The sequence below is a fragment of the Flavobacterium sufflavum genome (genome assembly GCF_004016525.1).
GTDB classification, from domain to species: domain Bacteria; phylum Bacteroidota; class Bacteroidia; order Flavobacteriales; family Flavobacteriaceae; genus Flavobacterium; species Flavobacterium sufflavum.
Map to the genome: position 1 here is coordinate 16,005 of NZ_SACJ01000008.1, position 25,116 is coordinate 41,120.

Genomic DNA, 25,116 nt, shown 5'->3' on the forward strand with positions numbered 1-25,116 from the left:
CGCACCTCTTTTTTATATTGACTATTTTCTGATACCCAATACTTTGATAATTTCACGATATCTGTTGATATCTGTCTTTTTCAAGTAGTCAAGTAAAGCTCTTCTTTTACCTACTAATTTCACAAGTGAACGCTCAGTGTTGTAATCGTGACGATTTTTTTTCAAGTGTTCAGTCAAGTGGTTGATTCTGAATGAGAACAAAGCGATTTGTCCTTCTGCAGATCCTGTGTTTTCTGCTTTTCCTCCGTGTTTAGCGAAGATTTCTGCTTTTACTTCTTTAGATAAGTACATGCTAATATTATTTAATGATTATTATGTATGTCAAACAGTTATTGTAAGACGGCAGCAAAAGTAATACATTATTTTGAATTGGCAATAGAAATTAATCATTTTGGAATATTACCAATTTGGATTTGTGTTTTTCATAATATCTGTTCCTGGTTGAGAAGGTTGCATTTGATTGCTTCCTTCAGATGCTTGTATGGATATTGGTAAAGAATACATTACTCTTGTAGGGATTCCTCTCATTTTTCCGGGAATCCATTTACCATAACTGGCTATGGCTTTAATACCTTCTTGTCCGGTTCCGTAGCCAAGGTCTCTCAGGACTCTAAAATTGGTAGGATATCCTTCTTTATCCACTACAAAAGAAAGATATACTTTTCCTTTTAATCCTTGAATATTTGGAGTTTTGTAATTTCTTCCTATATGTTGATAAAAATCAGCCATTCCTTTTGCAGGAATAGGTTTTTCTAAAAGTTCTTTGTAGGGGTATTTATCGTTGTTTCCATCTGTACTAATCCCTGAAACAAATTTTCCGTTTTTATAAATTTCTGTAAAAGTGTAATTTCTCTTTAGGCTTTTTCCTTCCCAAATTCCTTGTTTTTTGCTATTTACTATTTGTCCTTTTTCGTAGAATTCCTCATCTGTTTCTTCAACTTGTCCGTTACCGTCTGTTACTGTTTGGATTCCTTCGGGATTCCAAAATGCAATTACATTTGTTTCGGAAGTTTTATTTTTGGCGTCCCATGTCATCTCTTTTTCAGACTTTTTTATATTGTTTTCGTACCACGAAATTTGTTTTCCGCTTAATTGATTGTCGACATAGTTGGATTCTTGTTTTTTGTTTCCGTTTTCGTAATAATCAGTACGTATTCCTTCTAATCGTAAAACGTCTTTGTTTTTGGAAGTAGCACTCATGTTCATTTTTCCAGACGGGTGGTAATAATCCGTTACAACATATAAATCCTTTTTGGTGTTGTAATCTTCTACAACTCTGGTATAGAAGAATTTTTTTTCAGTTGTAATGTTGTGCAAAGAGTCTAAATAAAGCACTTTGTTTTCTTGTGCAAAAAAAACTGTTGTAGTTAATAATAATGTGGTGGTTAATAGTTTGGTTTTCATTTTTTTAATAGGTATTTATTTTTGTAAATGAGTAATATGTTTTTAGTTGTTCAGAGTGTTTACCAATTAGGATTTGTGTTTCTATTCATTTCTGATTCGAATTTAGGTTCTTGATAGTTAATATCCCTACCGTTTATTTCTATTGGTATTGTTTTTACGGTTTTCACTGGGAATCCTCTTGTTTTTTCAGGAAGCCATTTGCCATAACTGGATATGGTTTTAATAGCTTCTTGCCCTGTGTTGTCACCAATATCTCTTAAGACTTTAATATCGGTAATACTTCCATCTATGTCAATTGTAAAACATAAGTATAATTTTCCTCGTAGCCCGCGTACATTAGGGACTTTGTAATTTTTGCTAATGTGTTGATAAAAGTCATCTATTCCTTTGGTAGGATTAGCTTTTTCTGTGAATTCTTTGTATGGATATTTATTATTGTCCTTGTCAGTGCTAATGCCTGAAACGAGTATACCTTCATTATATATTTCTGTAAAACTAAATTTTTCTTTAAGATCTGTTCCTTCCCAAATGCCTTGTTTTTTATTGTCTTTTAGTTCTCCTTTTTCAGAGATTTTGTCATCTGAATATTCACATTTGCCATTGCCATTTGTTAATGTCAGTTCTCCTTCTTTGTTCCAAAATTGAAGAAATTTTATGTCGTAAGTTTTACTTTTAGGGTTCCATTTTATGTCTTTTTCTGATTTTTTTACATTGTTTTCGTACCATTCAGTTTGTATTCCATTCGGCATATTATTATTGTTGTAGTAGGTTATTCTTCTCTTGTTACCATTTTCGTAATAATCAATTCTGGGACCTTCAAATGTGGGGTAGTTTTTATTCAAAGATGTTGCTTTCATAGAAATAATACCTGAATTAAAATAATCTGTAATAAGAAAAATATCACTATAGTTTTTGTAATATTCTATTACTCTTTTGTATTTGTAATTTTCTTTGTCGCTTTTGTGAAAATTTGAGTCAAAATATTCCACACTTATTAATGACTCTTGAGAATACAAAGTCATTGTGGCTAATAATAAAATTGTGGTTAATAATTTGGTTTTCATTTTTAATTGTTTTTATTAACTATTATTTCGATTCTTTTTTTTAATTCATTTGCATTCGATGCTGTTTTGTGTTGTATTTCTCTGGTGCTTTAACGCTTATTGGTAATGTGAAGTTAGATTTTTGCGGTTGTCCTCTTTGTGTTTTTGGTATCCATTTATATTTCATGATGATTCTTATTGCTTCTTCGTCAGCTCCATAACCTATATTATCACTCTGGATTTTTGGTTCTATAGCTTTGCCATCTTTGTCAATAATGAATTTTATTATAATTTTTCCATCCAATCCTTCTGCTTTAGGGAAATTGAAGCTTTGGGCTATGTATTTGTAAAATATTTTCATGCCGCCATTTGGCTCAGCTTTTGTCTCTAATTCGTTATAAGAAGTTTTTACATTGTTTTCGTCTGTAATTGTTCCCGAAATAAATTTTCCGTTTTCATATTTTTCTACATATTTATTTTCGGGTTTTATTTGCCATCCTTCCCATATTCCATCTTTGTAGCCGTTTTTTAATTTTCCAGTGCCATAGAATTCTTTAGTGCTTTCTTCAAAATTACCATTTCCATCAATTATTGTTTGGACATTTTCTTTGTTCCAATATTGAATGATTTTGATTTTGTTTTGTGATTCTTTTTCTTCAGGAGTATATTCGATTTCACTTTTCTTATTGCCATTCTCATACCATTCGGTCTCTTTACCAATTAGAATTTTATTAGAATAAAGCCCCTTTTTCTTTTTGTTCCCATTTTCAAAATAAGTAGTAACCTCTCCTTCTTTAATAAATTTGTCTTTGTTTTTAGAATATCCTTCTGTTTGTATAGTTCCAGATTTGTAATATTCTTTAATTTCGTAAAGGTCTTGATCTAAACGGTAATCTTTTGTTATTCTGTAATAACTGTGGTTTTCAGCTGTGGTTTCTTGCCATTTAGAGTCGAGATAAACTAATTTGTCATTTTTAGAAATTTGAGAAAAAGTTATTGTTGGGAGAAATAATAGCAATAAAACAAGAGTAAGCTTTGATTTCATAATGTTGTCAATGGTTCGTTAAATTAGGGTATTTATAAGTTGGTTTTGGTTTTCATTTTTTATTATAATTTTTTCAAATATAACGAAATGTATTACAGTATTGTATTACAATTGTAAATTTTGTTTTGATGAAAATGATTGATAAAATTTGTATAAATTTGGAAAAATCAAAATTTGAAAAAATACCTTATTCTATATCGCCCTTTTTTGATTTTCCTGGCTAAATTTTTCCTGACTTATTTAGTTTTGAGTTTAATTTATCAGGGATATTTATCGCGTTTTGATGAGGATTCTGTTGATGCTCTTACAAAGTTTGTAGCAGGAAATACGGAACAGCTTCTGGCTTTATTTAATATTGATTTTTATGTGAGAGAAATTTCAAAAGCTTCTTATGTAATGTTGTATTATAATCAGCAGGCTATTGCCCGAATGATTGAAGGTTGTAATGCTATAAGCGTCATTATTTTGTTTGTTTCGTTTGTGGTTTCTTTTTCGGGAAAATTGAAACCAACTTTGTTGTTTATCTTAGGAGGAAGTGTCTTTATTTATATTTTAAATGTAATTCGTATCGCTTTATTGTGTTCGGCTTTGTATTGGTTTCCGTTACAGGAAACCGTTTTACATGAGATTGTTTTTCCATTGTTTATCTATGGGGCGGTTTTTATTTTATGGGTAGTTTGGGTAAATAAATTTTCATTGTATGCTAAATAAAATTTATTCTCTTGGGTTGAAATTAGCAGCTGTAGCCACATTGTTGCTTTGTTTTGTTTTGGTTCGTTTTTACGAGAATATTTTATTTTATGATCCATTTTTGGCTTATTTCAAATCTGATTTTAATCAAATGCCATTGCCTGAATTTAATGTTTTCCGCCTAATTTTGAATTTATTGTTTCGGTATGGCTTGAATATGTTTATTTCTTTGGGATTAATCTATGTGATTTTCAAAGATTGGATGATGATTCAATTTTCCTTTTTTCTCTACCTGATTGCTTTTGCGGTGTTGCTTTTGTCACTTTTTTTAGTGATTTATCTTTACGGTTCTGAAAATAATTTTCTACTGTTTAATATTCGCAGATTTTTGATCCAACCTATTTTTGTGCTGCTCTTTATTCCTGCATTTTATTTTCAAAAGCGAAATTCCTAATATTTTTTGTGTAACTTTAAGTAAGTTATTACAGATGATAATTAGTAATTAAAGCGATATGAAAATTGTAAAACATTCTGGCGCAGTTGTTAATTTTAATCCAGAGAAACTTACCGAATCCCTTTTGAAATCTGGAGCTGATGCATTTACGGCAGAATCCATTATGAAAGAAATTACCAATGGAATTTATGAGGGGATTTCGACCAAAAACATCTATAGGAAAGCCTTTTCCTTATTGAAAAAACATACTAATTCTCATGCTGCCCGGTATAATCTTAGAGCGGCCATCGAAATGTTAGGCCCTGAGGGGTTTTATTTTGAAAAATATATTGCCCGACTTTTTGAAGCTGAAAGGTATGAGACGAAGACTAATATCATCTTACAGGGTAATTGTGTGATGCATGAAGTGGATATTTTGATAAAAAAGAACAATGTGATTTCTATGGTGGAATGTAAATTTCACGGTGGGAGAGAGGCTGCTTCTGATGTGAAAGTTCCTCTGTATGTTTTTTCCAGATTCAATGATTTGCGTACGAATGAATATACACTTTTTTCAAATAAAGAAAGAATAGCTAATTGCTGGATTGTGACCAATACCCGTTTTACGGCTGATGCAATTGCCTTTGCCGAATGTTCAGGAATTAATTTATTAAGTTGGGATTACCCGGAAAAGAGAAATTTGAAATCAAAAAATAATCACGATTGTTTATATCCTGTAACCTGTTTGACTACTTTGACTAAGGCTGAAAAAGAAAAATTATTGTTGTTGGATGTTATTTTAGTCAGAGAGTTGTTGGATAATAGATTAGATTTAAAAGAAATAGGAATCAGTTCTAATAGAATTAAAAACGTTTTAAAAGAAGTGTCCGAATTGTGTAAGTGTTATTAATTTAAAAGAGAGCTTTATGAAAATTAAATTTATAGGAGCGGCAGGAACTGTGACCGGATCAAAAACTTTAATTGAAAGTAATGGTATTCGTCTTTTAATTGATTGTGGATTATTTCAAGGAATAAAACCTTTGCGGGAACTCAACTGGGAACCTTTACCGGTTTTGGCTTCCACGATTGATTATGTATTATTAACACACGGGCATTTAGATCATTGTGGATGGTTACCCCGGCTCGTGAATCAGGGGTTTAGGGGTAAAATATTTTGTACCAGTCCCACGATGGAAATTACTAAATTAATTTTGGTAGATAGTGCTAAAATTCAGGAAGAAGATGCCAAAAAAGCCAACGAAGAGAATTGTTCTAAACATGAAATTGCAGAGCCATTGTATACGGTTGAAGAGGCAAAAAAGGTTTTTCCTTTTTTCAGTGTCATACAATCAGAAAAAATATTCGAATTTGATACAGGTATTAAAGCAATATTTACTCCGGCCGGACATATTATAGGTGCCTGTAGTATCAGTCTGTTTTTAGAGGGAAAAACATTGGTTTTTTCAGGGGATTTAGGTAGAGACAATGATGTATTGTTGTATCCTCCAATGAAGCCTAAAACTGCCGATTTAGTATTTTTAGAAAGTACCTATGGTGACCGTTTACATCCCGATACCGATCCTAAATTAGAATTAGAAGATTATATCAATAATGCATTTAGAAAGGGAGGAACGGTTATTATTCCGAGTTTTGCCGTAGAGCGTGCCCAGAGTATTATGTATTTGTTATGGGAGTTGAAAAAAGAAAGAAGGATTCCCGATATTCCTTATATTGTTGATTCTCCAATGGGAGTTGGTGCTTTTGAAGTTTTCTTTAATAATACACATTGGCATAAATTAAGTTTAGCCGATTGTCAGACAATGAGTAAGATGTTTGTGATTAATTCAGATTACGAAGAAACTTTGGCGGCAATAAACAATCAGGGTGCTAAAGTGGTTATAGCGGCTAGCGGCATGATTACCGGTGGTCGTGTTTTGAGTTATTTGGAAAATTATATTGGAATTCCTGATGCAACAATTATTATAGTAGGTTATCAGGCAGAAGGAACAAGAGGAAGAAAATTGATTGAAGGAGCTAAGGATATTAAAATTTTTGGAGCATATTATAAAGTTCGCGCTAAAATAGTAGAAATCAATAGCCTTTCGGCTCATGGTGACCAGGCTGATTTGTTGGATTGGTTGTCCGACTTGGAAAAGAAACCGCATAAGATTTTCTTGGTTCATGGTGAGCATACTGCAGCTGATGAATTACGAATTAAAATCCGGGAGCGCTATGGAATAAATTGCTCTATTCCTTTAATGGGGCAGGAATTTGAATTTTGATAAAAATATACTTAGAAAAATTACTGTTTTTATCGTTAATAAAACTTTAAAACAAATGAATAAATTGTGGTTAATGTATTTTATTCTTACTTTCACGCACGAAATATTTTGATTAAAAACCTGACGAATGAATAGCTTTGATTGGAAGAATTTAATTGACCCACTTTTTTATATTCATTTTGATGTGAATGGAATAAAACTAGGTATTTATATAGTATTATTTATTGTTTTTGCTGAGACAGGATTGTTTGCCGGTTTCTTTTTGCCGGGCGATAGCTTGCTTTTTCTTGCTGGAATTTATAATAGAGACCTGATAGAAAACATGCTATTTATCGATAGCGCCTTTGTTAATGTAACCTTGTTGTCGACATTAGTCGCTTTAGCAGGGATCTTGGGGAATATTGTAGGCTATTGGTTTGGGGCTAAAAGTGGTTATTATCTGTATAATAAAGAGGATAGTTTTTGGTTTAAGAAAAATTACCTTATTCAGTCTAAAGATTTCTTTGAAAGACATGGAGGAAGAGCGATTATTTTTGCCCGATTTTTACCTATTTTCAGAACTTTTGCTCCTATTGTAGCTGGAATTGTAACGATGGAGAGAAAAAAATTCATGTTTTTTAATGTTGTGAGTTCTTTTCTTTGGTCTTTTACATTAATATTTTCAGGACATTATTTATATGGTTTCTTGCTGAAAAATTATGAAATTGATTTGAAAAAACACATTGAGATTATTGTTATCGCTTTGGTTCTGGTAACATTATTACCAGTAATTCTTAAATTGGTAAAGAAACTGCCTGAATCTAAAGAGTAATAAAAAATAGATTATATAATTGAAATCCGTCTCGAAATTAATAAAGACGGATTTTTTTGTTTTTTTTAGGGATTGCTGGGGATTGTTAGATTTCTGATTTCTGAAATTAATTGACCATCATTTGAAAATCCTTCGATTAGAACTTTTATTTCTTTCTGATTTTCTTTTGGAAATTTAATTTCGAATGTTGAGTTGTCTTTGATTTCAATATTTGGAGACCAATCAAGAATTCCGAAGTAATCTAATTCTTTTTGGTTTTCGAATTTTGAATTTTTATATTCTATCGCTTTAGAAAAACCATTAGTTAGTACAAAAGAAGTTAGTTTTGTTTTTAAAAAATCTTTGTTTGTACCTGCTTTAAGATAAATTTTTATAATACCGTTTCCTCCTGTTGAAAATCCGGAAGACCCCATTTTGTCAATATATATTTCATCAACTTCTTCAATATTATAATTGTTTAATAAGTTTAAATCGTATATTATCACATCATCAATGAATACATCGGGAGTGCCATCAGTATTTCTAACAATATCACTCATGCGATTTTTAATAAAAACGGAGTTGTCTGTTGGGTTGTAACCTGTTCTATATCCATTTCGACCTAAAAAATCTAAAATGCTTCCAAATTCTTTTTCATTGATTTTGTATGCTGTAGCAAAATTGTTTCCTTCTTTATGAATTAGATTTGTTTTTTTGAAAGTGTTTTTGATAATAATATCGTCTAAATTGATAACGTCTTTGTTAGAATTGCTGAAAGTAAAAACTTCTTCTTTTTGAGAAAGAGGACATATAATGGTATCCCAAGTTCTGGGTGAGATGGTTTTAGAATTAGGCTTAAATATTCTTACGGTCATTTTTGAATAAACAGGAATATTTTTTTCGTTAGTCAATTGTAGAAAAAAGGTAGTGGAATCTCGGGCAAAGATATTTTCGAATTTGTAATCATTGTTTTCATTGACAGTTGTTTCTAGAAAAATTTTGTTTTTCAATGATATTAATGAAACTTTATATTTTGAATTAGGATTTATTTTTTTTTCTACTTTTCCACTTATGGTTGTGCCTTGTAAAAAAGGATGAAGCGATTTAGGAGGATTTAATTTGATGTCATTCCATTTATATTTATTTTGAAGTTGATTTAGCATTAATAACTCCGTGTCTTGTTTTTGGTTTTTATTTTCGGGATCAAAATAACTGTAGGTTTCTTTTTCTGGTTGAGCTAAATAAGAGTTTAAATAAAATGTTCCGATGATGGATGTATTTTGCGCTGTATTTATATTGTCTTTAGGAAGTACACTTATACTTAAATTTGCATCTTTAATGTTTGATGATCCACTAAGGCTTATGCTATCTTTTTTAATGGATTTTGCTTCAAGACTTGTGATTGGTTTTGAAGAGGTGTTGATATAAATTAATCGTTGGCTAATTTCGTTTAAATCTTCATCAATAACTCGTATAGTATTGACTCCATTCGATAAATTAAGTTTGCTGAAACGAATTATTTGTTCCGGTTGATTGTTTTCGAACGCAAATTCTTTTTGAATTAAATTTTTATTTTGATGAATGACAAGATTGAATTTTTTGTTTTGATATAATTTTACTCCGGTTTCATTTGTTTTTATAATAACAGCTAAGACGTTGTTGGCTAGGTTATTGTTGTAGCTGATGGTTATTCCTGAATATTGAGTGTTAGGTATTGGTTGAGACAGATTTATTTTGTCAGACTTAATTTTAACAGTATATTTTTCATTGACAACAGGAATAAAAAAGAAGAAGCCATTTCCCATTGCATTTGTGCTAAATCGAGCAATAATTTCTGATTTAGAATTGATTACTGTTCCGTCTTTGATTTCTATTCCTTTTTTATTACAATCGGTTATTTGAACACCTACTTTGTTGCTGGTTTCGTTAATGATTATACCGCTTTCAGGGAATAGAGCTATTTTAGCTGTTTCCCAATTAGGTTGTTTTGATTTTAGGTGATAGGGCTCATTTTTGTTGATAATTTCAATGGATTGGATAAAGGATTCATCTTCGATGAAATTGTTCATCCAATTGGTGTAGAAATGAAAAAAGTATTTTCCAGTAGGGAATTTGTCATTCAAATGAATTCCGCCTTCAAAATTACCATTGTATGCGTAAAGTAATTGTTTTTGAATTATTTGCTGTTGCTCATTATAAATAACTAGCTGTACGTTGGTGGTGTTTATTTCGGGCAGATGAGTAGTTTTGTTTGAGATGTATCCTTTGAAAGCAATGTCTTCATTATTAACATAAATGGATTTGTTAAATTGAACGTGGATGTTTTCTCTGTCAAAGTGAAAATAGTTTTCTAATAGCTCGGTGATTTTAGTTTGGTTATTAGTTGTTTGAGCGAAAGATTGCAGTAATAATAAGGAACAACAAAGTGTCAGGTTAAATTTCATTTTATAAATGGCTTAGTTGGTTAAAAGATTTATAAAATTAAATTATTTTGAGGTTTTTTGTAAATAAATTAAGATGTATTTTGTAAAAAAAAATCCGTCTCGAAAATCAAGACGGATTTTTTTATTTCAATTCCAGTTTTGAGATTTGGAATTTTGGTTTTGTGTTTTATTTTTCTTTTTAGAAAAATGATTACATCATTCCTGGCATTCCACCGCCCATTGGCATTCCGCCACCAGCGCTTTCTTCTTTGATGTCAATTAAAGCACATTCAGTAGTTAAAATCATTCCTGAAACTGATGCTGCATTTTCTAATGCTACACGAGTTACTTTTTTAGGATCGATAATTCCTGCTTTTAGCATGTCAACATATTCGTTAGTTTTTGCATTGTATCCAAAATCACCTGTTCCTTCAGCTACTTTTGCAACAACTACTGAACCTTCAAGACCTGCGTTTTCAACAATAGTTCTTAATGGAGATTCAACAGCACGAGAAACAATTTGAATTCCGGTAGCTTCATCAGCATTTTCAGCTTTAAGCTCAGCTAAGACAGCTTTTGCTCTTAATAATGCAACACCACCACCAGCAACGATTCCTTCTTCTACAGCAGCACGAGTTGCGTGTAAAGCATCGTCAACGCGGTCTTTTTTCTCTTTCATTTCCACTTCAGAAGCAGCTCCTACATAAAGAACAGCAACACCACCGGCTAATTTAGCCAAACGTTCTTGTAATTTTTCTTTGTCATAATCAGAAGTAGTCACTTCCATTTGACCTTTAATTTGGTTCACACGGTTTTTGATCATTTCTGCATCACCGGCACCGCTTACAATAGTTGTGTTGTCTTTGTCAATGCTAACTCTTTTAGTATTACCAAGCATTTCGATAGTAGTATTTTCTAAAGTATATCCTCTTTCCTCAGAGATTACAGTTCCTCCTGTTAAGATAGCGATATCTTCAAGCATTGCTTTTCTTCTGTCTCCAAAACCAGGTGCTTTTACAGCGGCAATTTTTAAAGCTCCTCTTAATTTGTTTACTACCAATGTAGATAAAGCTTCTCCGTCAACGTCTTCAGCAATAATCAATAATGGTTTTCCTGATTGAGCTACTGGCTCAAGAACTGGTAATAATTCTTTTAAAGAAGAAACTTTTTTGTCGTATAATAAAATGTAAGGAGAGTCTAATTCCACTTCCATTTTTTCAGAATTAGTAACGAAATATGGAGAAAGATATCCTCTGTCAAATTGCATTCCTTCAACAACGTCAACAAAAGTATCAGTACCTTTTGCTTCTTCAACAGTAATAACTCCTTCTTTTCCAACTTTTGCGAAAGCAGTAGCGATTAACTCACCAATAACTTCGTCGTTGTTTGCAGAGATAGAAGCAATTTGTTTAATTTTATCTGAGTCACTTCCTACAACCTGAGATTGTTTTGCAAGGTCAGCAACAATAGCTTCAACTGCTTTGTCGATTCCTCTTTTTAAATCCATTGGATTAGCTCCGGCAGCAACGTTTTTTAATCCTTCTTTTACGATAGCTTGTGCTAAAACTGTAGCAGTTGTAGTTCCGTCACCCGCTAAATCATTTGTTTTGGAAGCTACTTCTTTAACCATTTGAGCTCCCATGTTCTCTAATGGATCTTTTAATTCAATTTCTTTTGCAACAGAAACACCATCTTTAGTAACAGTTGGTCCACCAAAAGTTTTTCCAATGATTACATTACGACCTTTAGGTCCCAGAGTTACTTTTACTGCATTTGCTAATGCATCAACACCACGTTTTAGTCCGTCACGTGCCTCGATATCAAATTTTATGTCTTTTGCCATTTTTGTTTATTTCTTTTATAATTGTTTTAAAAATCTTAATACTTTGTACTTAATTCTTAATACCTGTTTTTTTAGATTATTGCTAGAATATCGTCTTCTCTCATAATCAAATAATCTTTTCCTTCTAGTTTTAGTTCGGTTCCTGCATATTTACCGTAAAGCACTGAATCACCTACTTTTACTGTCATTGTGTGGTCTTTTGTACCATTTCCTACAGCAACAACAGTTCCTTTTTGTGGTTTTTCTTTTGCAGTGTCTGGGATGAAAATTCCTGAAGCAGTTTTAGTTTCGGCTGCAACGGGTTCAATAAGAACTCTGTCTGAAAGTGGTTTAATGTTTAATGCCATGTTTTTATATTTTAAATTATGATTTTTATTGTTGCTTTTTTGTTTTCAGAAATTGTGCCATCATAAATAGGACTGACATATTTTCTTATGAAAAATGCCAGCTTTGACAGGCTGGCATTTTTTAATCTATTTAGAATAGTAATTATTTTGCAGGAGTTGCTGGTGCTACCGGTGCAGCTGGTTGTCCGGCAGCCGGTGTAGCTGGAGTAACAGGAGCAGCAGCTTCAGTGTTGTCAATAATTTTAGAATCGCTATCACTTAAAGAACCTGTGAAGCTTAAACTTGATAGTAAAATCAAAGCGATTAAAACGATGGCTAAAGTCCAGGTACTTTTATCTAAAAAGTCTGTTGTTTTTTGTACACCACCTAACATTTGTGATCCACCAACTGAAGAAGATAATCCACCACCTTTAGGGTTTTGAACCATAATTACTACAATCAATAGAAAACAAACTATTGTTATTAAAACTAAAAAAATTGAAAATGTGCTCATTACTTAATTATTATTGTTTTGTTGTAAAATCTTAATATCTAATATGCGGTCTGCAAAGAAACTACTTTTTTCTGGATATTTCAAAATTAATATTTCATAAGCTTGAATTGCTTTTTGATATTTTTTTTGTTCCAAATATACTTTAGCCAAAGTCTCTGTCATTAACGATGAAGTATCTTCTTTGTTGATGTCTATAGGAATGTTTGGCGTGCTTCCTGATTTTACCGCCGAAATCTTAGGATTGTTTTCTATAAATCTATTGATGATAGATTCTTTTTTCTTTTTAATTTCATCTTCTTCCTTAACGTCATTCGAATTGTTTTTAGTTTCCAATTCTCTATTGATAGGCTGTATTCTTGCAAGTTGAAGCCATTCCTGGAAAGAATGGGTTTCGCTTTTAGAGAAATTTAGAGGTTTGCCTAATTCCAGATTTTCTTCCGGAGTTTTTGCTGTTTTTTCAGCTTCACTTACTTCATCCTCTTCAATACTGATTATTGAAGCCGTATTTTCTAATTCTACAATGCTTTCGTTGATTTCTACTTTTTTCGCCGGAATAATTTCGATACTGTCAATTACTTTTATTGAAAGTAGTTCGTTTGTTTTCTTTTCGAATAAATCTTTTTGAATAGCATTGAAACTTTCCGAACTGATGAAATCAAATAAAATGGCTCTGTCAGTAGTATGTGCTGCTGTGACTTTTAATGCCGAATTGTACTTAAAACTATTTTCATTGTAAAGTCCTTTCAAATGTAAGGCTCTGGCACTTTGAAAATAAGGGAATTCATCCAATACTTTCTCTAAAGCAAGAGTTTGCTTTTCGGTGATGGTATTGGGTTTGTTGATTAAATAAGTATAATCGGTTACGTTCATTTTTTTAGTGTTCAGTTTACAATGATTACCATTTTGCTAATGATTCGTTGAAAATATCCTGGGTAATTCTATCAAATATTTCTTTTAAAGCGGTGCTTAAAGTTGCTCCTTGTAATTGAGTTGTTGCAGGATAATCATAATAGAATTCGAAAGTTTTTTCAAAATCGTCAGTTTCTTTCTTTTTATTGGTAAATCGTACGTTTACTTTTATTTTCAATCTGTTTTGAGAAGCCTGCTGATCGGCTGTAGCTGTCATTGGGCTTATTCTGTAATCGACAATTTCTCCTTCATAAGTTAAATCGGCACCATTTTTCACCAAGTTTAGGTTGGTTTGATTTTGAAGAATATCTTGAAGAGCCAGCGTAAATGTTCTGTCAATTCCGGGTTCGATTAAATCGGCATTGTTTTGAAAGAAATTAACCTGGAAGGTTTTAGCATCAATTTTTCCAGTTCCCGTGAAGTTGTAAATAGAACAACTGTTCAGTGTAAAGAGAGTTATTAATGCGAAGAGAAAATGTATTTTTTTCATAATATTTATTGGAAAAAATCCAATGTTTTTAAATTGCTTCGCCCGTTCGCTGTCGCTCGGGTCAAAATTCCAATTGTGTTCAAATATAATAATTGGAATTTGGAATTTTGAAGTTGTAGTTTAATTATTTTATAAATCGAATTGTTTGATTTTTCGATATAGTGTTCTTTCTGAAATACCTAATTCATCCGCAGCCGCTTTTCTTTTTCCTTTGTTTTTCTCTAATGATTTTTTAATCATTTCGATTTCTTTTTGCTCTAATCGCAATACTTCCTCTTCTTCAATGGTTTCTGCAAAAAGATAATTATCTTCGGCTTCTCTGTAATTTTCGTTATGTGATGGCGTCATTACAGCTGTTACAGGTTGTTCTTCAAACTCGATTTCGCTGTCTTCTTCCTTAGAACCGTATATTTTCTGAATCAAATTTGGATTAATATCCTGAGCTTTTGCAGCGCCACTTTTCATTAATTCCAGGGTGAGTTTTTTCAAATCGTTCAAATCACTTTTCATGTCAAAAAGGACTTTGTATAAAATATCTCTTTCTGTACTGAAATCACTTTCGGATTTATTGCTTTTTATTACCGATGGAAGGTTGCTGCCTTCAGTTGGCGGTAAATACAATTGTAAGGTCGCAGCCGAAATATCACGATTGGTTTCCAAGACCGAAATTTGTTCGGCAACGTTTCTAAGCTGACGAATATTTCCGCTCCATCTGTATTTTTGTAATAACTGTACTGCGTTTTCGTCTAATTTTAACGGAGGCATTTTGTATTTGTGAGCAAAATCGGCAGCAAATTTTCGAAACAATAAATGAATGTCTTCTTCACGGTCTCGCAAAGGCGGTAAGGCAATATCTACGGTGCTCAGACGATAATACAAGTCTTCACGGAATTTCCCTTTTTCGATAGCGTTAAACAAATTCACATTGGTCGCTGCTACAATTCTTACGTCTGTTTTTTGAACCTGAGAAGAACCTACTTTCAGGAATTCGCCATTTTCAAGAATACGTAGCAAACGCACTTGGGTAGTAAGGGGTAATTCGCCTACTTCATCCAGAAAAATAGTTCCGCCGTTGGCTACTTCAAAATAACCTTCACGGGTGCTTGTTGCTCCTGTAAAAGCTCCTTTTTCGTGACCAAAAAGCTCACTGTCAATAGTTCCTTCTGGGATGGCACCGCAGTTTACGGCTATGTATTTTCCGTGTTTTCGGTGTGATAGCGAATGGATTATTCTTGGAATATTTTCTTTACCAACACCACTTTCTCCGGTAACCAACACCGAAATATCAGTAGGGGCTACTTGAATGGCTTTTTCTATTGCACGATTGAGCTTTGGGTCATTCCCAATAATCTCAAATCGTTGTTTTATGTTTTGAACTGATTCCATCGTCTTTGTTGTTTATAGTTTTTTTGTTTATGGTTTAGAGTTTTCGAAGAAACCACTAACCATAAACCATAAACTTTTTTAATTCATCTCACTTAAACCTACCGCTTCTCCTTTTAAAGTTCCGCTGGTGCAAGAAGTGATTTTTACGTTGACAAAATCGCCTATTTTATAATTTTCTTTAGGGAAAACTACCGTAATACTTTGTGAATTTCTTCCTGAGAATTCTTCTTTTGATTTTTTTGAAACTTTTTCAACTAAGACTTCAACTGTTTTACCGATGAATTCTTCTGAGCGGAACCAAGCGTGTTTTTGTTGTAAATCGACAATTTCCTGTAATCTTCTGGCTTTGGTTTCTTCGGTAACATCGTCTTCCATTTTTCTTCCTGCCAAAGTTCCCGGGCGTTCGGAGTACGAATACATATAACCAAAATTATATTTTACATATTCCATTAAACTCAAGGTATCTTGATGATCTTCTTCGGTCTCTGTTGGAAATCCTGCAATCATATCCTGAGAAATCGAACTATTCGGAATAATACTTCTGATTTTGTCAATTAAAGTCATGTATTCTTCACGTGAATGCAAACGATTCATTTCTTTCAAAATTCTGTTGCTTCCTGATTGCACAGGCAGGTGAATGTGTTTACAGATATTAGGATATTTTGCAATAATATGTAAAACACTTTCGTGCATATCCTGAGGATTAGAAGTCGAAAAACGAATACGCATTTTAGGAAAACTAACCGCCACCATTTCTAGCAATTGGTCAAAATTAACAGCAGTTGCTTTTTGCATTTCAGTTGCGTTCTCAAAATCTTTTTTCAATCCGCCACCATACCATAAATAACTATCAACATTTTGACCTAATAAGGTAATTTCCTTAAAGCCTTTATCCCATAAATCCTGAATTTCTGCCATGATACTTTGTGGTTCACGGCTGCGTTCACGACCGCGAGTAAAAGGAACCACGCAAAAAGTACACATATTGTCGCAACCACGGGTAATAGAAACTAAAGCGGTAATTCCGTTGCTCATCAATCGCACTGGCGAAATATCACCGTACGTTTCTTCTTTTGATAAAATAACATTGATGGCGTCACGACCTTCTTCGACTTCGCTCAAAAGATTCGGTAAATCCTTGTAAGCGTCAGGGCCAACAACTAAGTCTACAATTTTTTCTTCTTCTAAAAACTGACTTTTCAAACGTTCTGCCATACAGCCCAGAACGCCCACTTTCATTTTTGAATTGATACGTTTTACCGCATTGTATTTTTCTAAACGTTTGCGAATGGTTTGTTCCGCTTTGTCGCGAATCGAACAGGTATTTACCAAAACCAAATCGGCTTCTTCTAAAATTGTTGTTGTATTGTATCCGTTTCCAGACAATATAGAGGCAACTATTTCGCTGTCCGAAAAGTTCATTGCACAGCCATAACTTTCAATATATAATTTTTTAGTATTCTCTGGTTTGTTTTCCAGTACAAGACTTTCACCTTGTTTGCTCTCTTCAATAATCTTTTCCATTCTAGTTGTTTCAAAGTACAAAGATAAAGGAAATCATATAGATATGACAAGATGTCAGATGAAGAATTAACAAAATTTAAAGGATTTAGGATTGAAGATTTGTCTTTACTTAGTGCTGATGATAGAATTTTGGTGTGATTCTTAAAATAGAAAACACGATAGTTTCTTTGGGAACTTTTTATGTTTTTCGAAAATAATGACACTTATATAGTATAACTCACAAAATGCTATTTCTTTCAAAAAATAAATCTAAAGGTTGATATTTAAAAAAATCTTCTACTTTTGTCTCAGAAAAATATAGCAATGGCAAAGAATTTAGTAATAGTTGAGTCACCTGCAAAGGCAAAAACAATCGAAAAATTTTTAGGAAGTGATTTTCAAGTAGAGTCAAGTTACGGGCATATTGCCGACTTGCCTTCGAAAGAAATAGGGGTAGATGTAGAACATGGATTTAAACCTAAATATGAAGTTTCTCCTGATAAAAAAGCTTTGGTTACTAAATTGAAATCTTTGTCTAAAAATGCCGAAACGGTTTGGTTAGCAAGTGATGAGGACCGCGAGGGAGAGGCTATTTCATGGCACTTGGCGGAAGAATTAAAATTAGATAAAAACAAAACCAAAAGAATTGTTTTTCATGAAATTACTAAGAATGCAATCCTTAAAGCTATCGATAATCCGCGTGAGATTGATTATAATTTAGTCAATGCACAACAGGCACGTCGTGTCTTGGATCGATTGGTAGGATACGAATTGTCGCCAGTTTTATGGAGAAAAATTAAAGGCGGACTTTCGGCTGGTCGTGTACAATCGGTTTCTGTTCGTTTGATTGTAGAGCGTGAGCGTGAAATTCAGGAGTTTAATGCTGTTGCGAGTTATTCGGTAGTAGCCGAGTTTACTAATGAAGCTGGAAAATCATTCAAAGCTAAATTGCCTAAGAATTTCAATACTAAAAAAGAAGCCGAAGATTTTTTAAATAAAAATATCGGTTCTACTTATAAGGTTTCTGATTTAGAAACCAAACCAACTAAAAAATCACCAACGGCTCCATTTACCACTTCTACTTTGCAACAGGAGGCTGCTCGTAAATTGTATTTGCCTGTTGGAATTACCATGCAGCTTGCTCAACGTTTGTACGAGGCGGGATTGATTACTTATATGAGAACCGATAGTGTGAATTTGTCTAAAGAAGCAATGGATGCTGCTGAAGCAGAAATCATAAAATCTTACGGTAAGGAATTTTCTAAGCCTAGAACATTTGCCAATAAAAGTAAAGGAGCACAAGAAGCTCACGAGGCAATTAGACCTACGGATATGTCACGTCATACTGTGAATATTGACCGTGATCAGGCGCGTTTGTATGATTTGATTTGGAAAAGAACTTTGGCTTCGCAAATGAGCGATGCGCAATTAGAGCGTACCAATGTTAAAATTCAGGCCAATAATCATAGCGAATTGTTTACAGCTTCTGGAGAAGTATTGCTTTTTGAAGGTTTCTTGAAAGTGTATCTTGAGGGGAATGATGATGATGAGGAAGAACAGGAAGGAATGCTTCCGGCTATGAAGGTTAACGAAAAATTACAGAATAATTATATTACGGCTACTGAACGTTATTCCCGTCCGGCAGCAAGATATACCGAAGCTTCTTTGGTTAAGAAATTAGAAGAATTAGGTATTGGACGTCCGTCTACTTATGCACCAACGATTTCTACAATTATCAACAGAAATTATGTTGAGAAAGGAAATTTAGATGGTCAGGAACGTAATTATACCCAGCTTACTTTACAATCAGGAAAGGTAGGAGAGAAGTTGTTGAAAGAAAATACAGGTTCGGATAAAGGGAAGTTGGTTCCTACTGATATTGGAACTATTGTTACGGATTTCCTGGTTAAGAATTTCGGGAATATTTTGGATTATAATTTTACTGCAAAAGTAGAGCAGGATTTTGATGAAATTGCCGAAGGTAATATCGAATGGGCTAAGATGATGCAGGAGTTTTACGATAAGTTTCATCCAACGGTAAAAGATGTTGAAGCCAATGCTGACAGGGAAAGTGGAGAAAGAATTCTGGGAATTGATCCTGCAACGGGAAAACAGGTTTCGGTTCGTTTAGGGAAATTTGGTCCAATGGCTCAAATTGGTGATGCTGAAGATGAAGATAAAAAATTCGCCAGTTTAATGAAAGAGCAAAACATTGGAAACATTACACTGGAAGATGCATTGAATTTGTTTTTGTTGCCAAAAACTTTAGGGATTTATAAAGATGAAGAAGTAGAGGTGAATAATGGTCGTTTTGGTCCTTATGTGCGTCATGGGAGTGTTTTTATTTCGTTGCCAAAAGGAGAAGATCCGTTGGCTGTGACTAAAGAAAGAGCGCAAGAGTTAATTGACGAAAAAATAAAAGCCGATGCGCCAATTGCGACTTATAAAGGTGAAGGAGTGCAAAAAGGAGTTGGGCGTTTTGGACCGTTTATTAAATGGGACGGAATATTTATCAATGTAAGTAAAAAGTATGATTTTGATAATTTATCACAATCAGACATTGAGGCTTTGATTGAAGAGAAATTACAGAAAAATATCGATAAGGTAATCCATAATTGGGAAGAAGAAGGTATACTAGTTGAGAAAGCAAGATGGGGGCGTTCGGTAATTTTGAAAGGAAAAATCAAAATTGAACTGAGCAAAGATGTGGATGCTACAAAATTAACTTTGGCTGAAGTTCAGGAAATGATTGCTCAAAAAGCACCAGCCAAAAAAGCACCAGCAAAGAAAGCAGCGACTAAAAAACCAGCAGCAAAAAAGACTACAACTAAAAAGAAATAACAACAGCATTTTTCCCGTTATTCTTGGGAAGTAAAAAGTTGAGAATAGATTATTATGATGGGATTTGATTTTCTCGAGCCAATAAATGATGAAGTCTTAGGATTGTTAAAATCATTAAGCTCTCAACAACTAGGGAGTAAGGTAGTTTTTCATACTAAAGATGATTTTCCGGATTTAGATAAGGTTAAGATAGTTTTAATAGGTGTTCTTGAAAATCGAGGAAGTGAAACCATTGAGAATTTAGGAGATTTATCAGTTCTAAGACAGGAATTGTACAGTATGTTTCCCGGAAATTGGGATGCTACAATTGCTGATTTAGGAGATATTTTGCCAGGAAATTCAAAAGAGGATACTTATTTTGCTTTGCGTAAAGTAGTTTCTGATTTGATTAAACAGAAAATTATTCCAATAATTATTGGCGGTTCTCAGGATTTAACATACAGCATGTATCGTGCTTATGATGAATTGGAGCAAATGGTGAATCTGGTTGCTATCGATAGTAAATTCGACTTTGGAAAAGAAGAAGAACTGATATCGAGTAATTCTTATTTGTCCCAGATGATAATTGATGAGCCAAATAATTTATTTAATTTTTGCAATATTGGTTACCAAACCTATTATAATTCACAAGAAGAAATTGACTTAATCGAAAAGTTGTTTTTTGATGCTTATCGTCTTGGAGAAGTTTCAAATAATATTGCAATAGCTGAACCTATATTTAGAGATGCTGATATTGTCAGTTTGGATTTAAATGCTGTAAAGTCTGCTGATTCAGGGAATTTTGTTTCATTTGCTCCTAATGGTTTTAATGGAAAGGAAATTTGTGCTTTAGCAAGATATGCCGGAATCAGTGATAAAGTTTCCACATTTGGAGTCTTTAATCATAATAATTCCCGTCAGGAAGCCATTTTAATTACACAAATTATTTGGTATTTTATAGAAGGTTTTCATTATCGTTCTAATGAATACCCTTTTGGGAGCAGGGAAAATTATATAAAATACAGTGTTCCTATAGATTCTGAAACTTTAGTTTTTTATAAAAGTGACAGAACTGATCGCTGGTGGATAGAAATACCTTTTATTTCTAATGGGAATAATAAATTAAAGAGAAATACGTTATTACCTTGTTCTTATGAAGAGTATTTAGGGGCTTGTAATCAAGAGTTGCCTGAGAGATGGTGGAAAGCACAAAGAAAAAATGTGTTATAAACAATTTTCTGGATATTTGTTAATTAAAATGTAGTAAAAATACTAATGTATCAGTTGTTTTGTTAAAAAAAAACGTTTTTAATCGTATTTTTTTTGCTCTTTGTCGATGAAATATTTTTTTTGTAATTATTTTAACGTTACTTTTGGATAAAATTTAATTAGAGAAAAAAAACTATTGTTTTATTAATAAATAATAAATAGGTTTACAAACTAAATAGTAAAGAATATATAACCCGAATTTATATGAAGAAGTTCATTGCGTTTATGGCAATTTTGTCACTTTTAATAAGCTGTGGTAAATCAAGTGATAAAGGAGAGTTAGTCGGTGTTAAGGGTGCAAAATGGCATCCGGAAAAGCCTTATGGTATGACTTTAGTGCCTGGAGGAGCCTATATTATGGGTAAATCTGATGAGGATGTGGCGGGTGTTCAGGATGCGCAAACAAAAACAGTAACGGTTCGTTCTTTTTACATGGACGAAACGGAAATTACTAATAGCGAGTACCGTCAGTTTGTAGAATGGGTAAAAGATTCTACAATTCGCATGAAGTTGGCTATTTTAGCTGATGAACAGGGTGTTAAAGCCGGTGATGGTAAAGGAAAAAAAGCAGGAAGCATAGGTGACTTTGCGTTTAATGATGCTGATCCTGAAAAGATGACTGCTTACGATAAGTATATGTATGATAACTACTATAGTGTTGGTACTTCTGAAGATCAATATGCCGGTAGAAAATTGAACAGAAAAGTTAAGTTAATCAAAGATCCTAAACAGTATCCTGATGAATTTTATGTAGAGGTTATGGATTCAATGTATATTCCTATTGAAGAATCTTATAACGGTTTGCGTAGTATTGATGTGGATAAATTGAAATTCCGTTATTCTTGGATGGATATTCAGGCTGCAGCTAAAGCTAAAGTGGGTAAAAGAAAAGATTTTATCAGAAACGAAGAAGTAAAAGTTTATCCTGATACAACAGTTTGGATTAAAGATTTTACATACTCTTATAATGAGCCTATGCACAATGATTATTTTTGGCACAAAGCTTATGGAGATTATCCGGTTGTAGGGGTAAAGTGGACACAGGCTAAAGCTTTTTGTGCATGGAGAACCTTAAACAAGAATACATATATTAAATCTAAAAAGAGTGGTCGTGACTTGATTAACTCTTTCAGATTGCCTACAGAGGCTGAATGGGAATATGCAGCCAGAGGAGGTTTAGAATCAGCAACATATCCATGGGGAGGACCTTATACTAAAAGTGACAGAGGTTGCTTCTTAGCTAATTTCAAACCTAACAGAGGAGATTATGCTGCAGATCAGGCCTTGTATACTGTAGAAGCTAAATCTTACGAGCCAAATGGTTATAACTTATATAACATGGCTGGGAATGTTTCTGAATGGACTGATTCTTCTTATGATCCAAATGCTTACGAGTATGTATCTACAATGAACCCAAATGTTTTAGATGCGTCAAATAAGCGTAAAGTAGTTCGAGGAGGTTCATGGAAAGATGTTGCTTATTTCTTGCAAGTGAGTACCAGAGATTATGAGTATGCTGATTCGGCAAGAAGTTATATTGGATTTAGAACTGTTCAGGATTACATGGGTGTACAAAACACTGGTAACGGAACAGGAAAAGCAAGAAAAAATAGATAAGACCCCTAATTAAATTAAAATAAATAACCTACACTAAACTTTAAAACTTAAAATTATGGCGTTATTAGGAAAAAAAGCAATGAATTTTGCATACGGAATGGGAGCAGCAGTTGTAATTATTGGAGCTCTTTTTAAAATTACTCACTTTGAGATTGGACCATTAACTGGTACTTTGATGCTTTCTATTGGATTGTTAACAGAAGCTTTTATTTTCGCTCTTTCGGCTTTCGAACCTGTAGATACTGAATTAGACTGGACTTTAGTTTACCCCGAATTAGCAAGTGGAACTCCCAATGCTAATAGAAAACCAAAAGCAGAATCTCCTTCTGAAGCTCAAGGATTGTTATCTCAAAAATTAGACGCTATGCTTAAAGACGCTAAAATTGATGGCGAATTAATGGCAAGCTTAGGAAACAGCATTAAAAATTTCGAATCTGCTGCTAAAGGAATTGCTCCTGCTGCTGATGGAATTGCTGCTACAAAAAAATACAGTGACGAATTGTCTATGGCTGCTGCCCAAATGGAAGCTTTAAACAGTTTGTATAAAGTACAATTGGAAAGTGCTTCAAGAAATGCTGAAGCTAACAAAGAAATTGCTGAAAATGCTTCTAAATTAAAAGAACAAATGCAATCTATGACTGCTAATATCTCTTCATTGAACACTATTTATGGAGGTATGCTTTCGGCTATGAGTAATAAAGGATAATAATTAGTCTTAAGAAAAACTATTGAAAAAAATTACTAAAACTAATTATTAGAAAATATGGCAGGAGGAAAACTAACCCCTAGACAGAAGATGATTAACCTGATGTACTTGGTTTTCATCGCTATGTTGGCAATGAATGTTTCAAAAGAAGTTATATCAGGTTTTGGATTAATGAATGAAAAATTTGAAAGTTCAAATCTAAATTCAAAACAAACTAACGAGCAAATGCTTTTGGCTTTAGATACGAAAGCAGCAGAGGCTAAAGGAGAATTTGCTACAGCAGCTCAAACAGCTCACAAAGTAAAAACTATCACTGATAATTTTTTTAACTATATCAATACTTTAAAAGAGCAGGCAACTAAAGGATACGAAGTGAATCCGGAAACAGGTAAACTGCCTTACGAAGAAATGGATAAAGGAGATAATATCGACGATTGGTTTATTGGAGAAGGTTATACTAAAAAAGGAAAGGAAATTATAGCAACCATCAATCAATACAAAGCGGATATAAAATCTACTTTAGGTACTGAAAAAAAATATGGTTCTATCATCAAAGAAATAGATGAGAAATTTGATCTTTCTGATGTTAAAAACAAAGAAGGTTTAAAAGATAAATATTTAGCTTATCATTTTAAAGGTTTTCCTGCTATCGCTACAGTAGCTAAGCTTTCTGCTTGGCAAAATGACATCAACAAAGTTGAATCAGATGTGTATAGTATTGCTTTAGGAAAAGCGGCAGTTGAAACTGCTTCATATAGCAACTATCAGGCAATTGTAGTTTTAGATAAAAATGCTTATTTTCAAGGAGAACAGGTTACAGGAAAAGTGGTTTTAGGTCGTTATGACGAAAACACGAAACCTAAGAGTGTTACAGGTGCAAGATTGGATCCTGCAACAGGACAGGCAAAAATTGCTTTAACTGCTGGAGGAGTGGGAGAGCAAACAATTGGAGGTCAATTTACTTTTGTTGAAGATGGAAAAACAATTCCATTAAAGTTCTCTGGAAAGTATGTTGTAGTTCCAAAACCAAATTCAGCTACTATTTCTGCTGATAAAATGAATGTGGTTTATAGAGGGGTAGTAAACCCAATCTCTGTATCTTTTGCGGGTATTTCAGATAAAGATGTTAATGCGTCTGCTCCAGGTTTAAGTAAAGTTGGAAGCGGAAAATACAATATGAGTCCGCAAGGAGGAAATGAAGTAGTGATTAATGTTTCAGGAAAATTGCCAAACGGACAAACTGTTTCAGATAAAAAAGTATTCAGAATCAAAGGTATTCCTGGGCCAACAGGTACAATTAGAGGTGATATGGGGGTTGTAAAAGGACCTAAATCAAACCTGGAAATTGCTACTATTGGGGCTAAACTAGTTGACTTTGATTTTGATGTTAATTTAGATGTTGTTGGATTTAATTTAAAAGTTACTGGTCAGCCTACTGTGGTTGTTCAAGGAAACAAATTGAATGCACAATGTAAATCAGTTCTTTCTAGAGCAGTTCGAGGTGATCAGGTTACCATTTCTGAAATTAAAACTAAATTAGTAGGTGCTGGTAGTTATTTATTACCAAGAACAGCTCCGGTTATTTTTGAAATTCAATAACGAATAGTTTTACCCAGAAGTTTA

Annotated in this window: 22 protein-coding genes; 10 read left to right on the forward strand and 12 right to left on the reverse strand. The window is 33.2% G+C overall.

The window, feature by feature from the left end:
- Nucleotides 1-21: 21 nt before the first annotated feature.
- The 4 genes from rpsO to EOD40_RS12625 form a co-directional block, all read right to left on the reverse strand.
- On the reverse strand, nucleotides 22-291 hold the full coding sequence (rpsO, locus tag EOD40_RS12610; protein ID WP_128196072.1) for a 30S ribosomal protein S15: 270 nt from the start codon (nucleotides 289-291) through the stop codon (nucleotides 22-24).
- Nucleotides 292-399: 108 nt separating this feature from the next.
- On the reverse strand, nucleotides 400-1,404 hold the full coding sequence (locus EOD40_RS12615) for an energy transducer TonB (protein ID WP_128196073.1): 1,005 nt from the start codon (nucleotides 1,402-1,404) through the stop codon (nucleotides 400-402).
- Nucleotides 1,405-1,463: 59 nt separating this feature from the next.
- Entirely contained in the window at nucleotides 1,464-2,468 is a 1,005-nt protein-coding gene (locus EOD40_RS12620) for an energy transducer TonB (protein WP_128196075.1), read from the reverse strand.
- A gap of 40 nt (nucleotides 2,469-2,508) precedes the next feature.
- The gene (locus EOD40_RS12625) at nucleotides 2,509-3,492 is read right to left on the reverse strand and encodes an energy transducer TonB (protein WP_128196077.1); all 984 of its coding nucleotides are present in this window, start codon (nucleotides 3,490-3,492) and stop codon (nucleotides 2,509-2,511) included.
- 174 nt (nucleotides 3,493-3,666) lie between these two features.
- On the opposite strand from EOD40_RS12625, the gene xrtF reads away from it, so the two are divergent.
- From xrtF to EOD40_RS12650, 5 genes are all read left to right on the forward strand, one after another.
- Nucleotides 3,667-4,203, forward strand: a complete 537-nt coding sequence (gene xrtF, locus EOD40_RS12630; RefSeq protein ID WP_128196079.1) for an exosortase family protein XrtF — start codon at nucleotides 3,667-3,669, stop codon at nucleotides 4,201-4,203.
- A complete protein-coding gene (locus EOD40_RS12635) occupies nucleotides 4,193-4,636 on the forward strand; it encodes an exosortase F system-associated membrane protein (RefSeq protein ID WP_128196081.1) in 444 nt (147 codons plus the stop codon). The genes xrtF and EOD40_RS12635 overlap by 11 nt, the downstream gene beginning before the upstream one ends.
- 58 nt (nucleotides 4,637-4,694) lie before the next feature.
- Complete coding sequence (locus EOD40_RS12640) at nucleotides 4,695-5,525, forward strand: restriction endonuclease (protein ID WP_128196083.1); 831 nt, start codon at nucleotides 4,695-4,697, stop codon at nucleotides 5,523-5,525.
- Between the two features lie 16 nt (nucleotides 5,526-5,541).
- Nucleotides 5,542-6,897 (forward strand): MBL fold metallo-hydrolase RNA specificity domain-containing protein, encoded by a 1,356-nt coding sequence (locus EOD40_RS12645; protein ID WP_128196085.1) that lies wholly within the window; start codon nucleotides 5,542-5,544, stop codon nucleotides 6,895-6,897.
- 127 nt (nucleotides 6,898-7,024) lie between these two features.
- Nucleotides 7,025-7,708, forward strand: coding sequence for a DedA family protein (locus EOD40_RS12650; protein ID WP_128196087.1), 684 nt, complete (start codon nucleotides 7,025-7,027; stop codon nucleotides 7,706-7,708).
- A 65-nt stretch (nucleotides 7,709-7,773) separates the two neighbouring features.
- On the opposite strand, the gene EOD40_RS12655 is transcribed toward EOD40_RS12650, so the two are convergent.
- The 8 genes from EOD40_RS12655 to miaB form a co-directional block, all read right to left on the reverse strand.
- Nucleotides 7,774-10,131 carry a hypothetical protein gene (locus tag EOD40_RS12655; RefSeq protein ID WP_128196089.1) on the reverse strand — a complete coding sequence of 786 codons (2,358 nt, stop codon included), beginning with the start codon at nucleotides 10,129-10,131 and terminating at the stop codon, nucleotides 7,774-7,776.
- Between the two features lie 190 nt (nucleotides 10,132-10,321).
- Nucleotides 10,322-11,953: a chaperonin GroEL gene (groL, locus tag EOD40_RS12660; RefSeq protein WP_128196091.1), complete on the reverse strand. Its 1,632-nt coding sequence runs from the start codon at nucleotides 11,951-11,953 to the stop codon at nucleotides 10,322-10,324.
- Nucleotides 11,954-12,024: 71 nt separating this feature from the next.
- Nucleotides 12,025-12,300: a co-chaperone GroES gene (locus tag EOD40_RS12665; protein ID WP_128196093.1), complete on the reverse strand. Its 276-nt coding sequence runs from the start codon at nucleotides 12,298-12,300 to the stop codon at nucleotides 12,025-12,027.
- Nucleotides 12,301-12,442: 142 nt separating this feature from the next.
- The gene (secG, locus tag EOD40_RS12670; protein WP_128196095.1) at nucleotides 12,443-12,793 is read right to left on the reverse strand and encodes a preprotein translocase subunit SecG; all 351 of its coding nucleotides are present in this window, start codon (nucleotides 12,791-12,793) and stop codon (nucleotides 12,443-12,445) included.
- Nucleotides 12,794-12,796: 3 nt separating this feature from the next.
- Nucleotides 12,797-13,663, reverse strand: coding sequence for a tetratricopeptide repeat protein (locus tag EOD40_RS12675; RefSeq protein ID WP_128196097.1), 867 nt, complete (start codon nucleotides 13,661-13,663; stop codon nucleotides 12,797-12,799).
- 25 nt (nucleotides 13,664-13,688) lie between these two features.
- Nucleotides 13,689-14,192 carry an LptE family protein gene (locus tag EOD40_RS12680; protein ID WP_128196099.1) on the reverse strand — a complete coding sequence of 168 codons (504 nt, stop codon included), beginning with the start codon at nucleotides 14,190-14,192 and terminating at the stop codon, nucleotides 13,689-13,691.
- A 129-nt stretch (nucleotides 14,193-14,321) separates the two neighbouring features.
- On the reverse strand, nucleotides 14,322-15,578 hold the full coding sequence (locus EOD40_RS12685; protein ID WP_128196100.1) for a sigma-54 interaction domain-containing protein: 1,257 nt from the start codon (nucleotides 15,576-15,578) through the stop codon (nucleotides 14,322-14,324).
- Nucleotides 15,579-15,656: 78 nt separating this feature from the next.
- Nucleotides 15,657-17,102, reverse strand: coding sequence for a tRNA (N6-isopentenyl adenosine(37)-C2)-methylthiotransferase MiaB (gene miaB / locus EOD40_RS12690; protein ID WP_128196102.1), 1,446 nt, complete (start codon nucleotides 17,100-17,102; stop codon nucleotides 15,657-15,659).
- A 303-nt stretch (nucleotides 17,103-17,405) separates the two neighbouring features.
- Between miaB and topA the strand changes: the two genes are divergently transcribed.
- The 5 genes from topA (at nucleotide 17,406) to porM (ending at nucleotide 25,092) form a co-directional block, all read left to right on the forward strand.
- On the forward strand, nucleotides 17,406-19,922 hold the full coding sequence (gene topA / locus EOD40_RS12695; protein WP_128196105.1) for a type I DNA topoisomerase: 2,517 nt from the start codon (nucleotides 17,406-17,408) through the stop codon (nucleotides 19,920-19,922).
- A 57-nt stretch (nucleotides 19,923-19,979) separates the two neighbouring features.
- Nucleotides 19,980-21,131 (forward strand): formimidoylglutamase, encoded by a 1,152-nt coding sequence (locus EOD40_RS12700; protein WP_128196311.1) that lies wholly within the window; start codon nucleotides 19,980-19,982, stop codon nucleotides 21,129-21,131.
- Nucleotides 21,132-21,374: 243 nt separating this feature from the next.
- A complete protein-coding gene (gene porK, locus EOD40_RS12705; RefSeq protein WP_128196107.1) occupies nucleotides 21,375-22,787 on the forward strand; it encodes a T9SS ring complex lipoprotein PorK/GldK in 1,413 nt (470 codons plus the stop codon).
- Nucleotides 22,788-22,842: 55 nt separating this feature from the next.
- Nucleotides 22,843-23,493, forward strand: coding sequence for a type IX secretion system motor protein PorL/GldL (gene porL / locus EOD40_RS12710; RefSeq protein ID WP_128196109.1), 651 nt, complete (start codon nucleotides 22,843-22,845; stop codon nucleotides 23,491-23,493).
- A gap of 57 nt (nucleotides 23,494-23,550) precedes the next feature.
- Entirely contained in the window at nucleotides 23,551-25,092 is a 1,542-nt protein-coding gene (gene porM / locus EOD40_RS12715) for a type IX secretion system motor protein PorM/GldM (RefSeq protein ID WP_128196111.1), read from the forward strand.
- Nucleotides 25,093-25,116 lie beyond the last annotated feature (24 nt).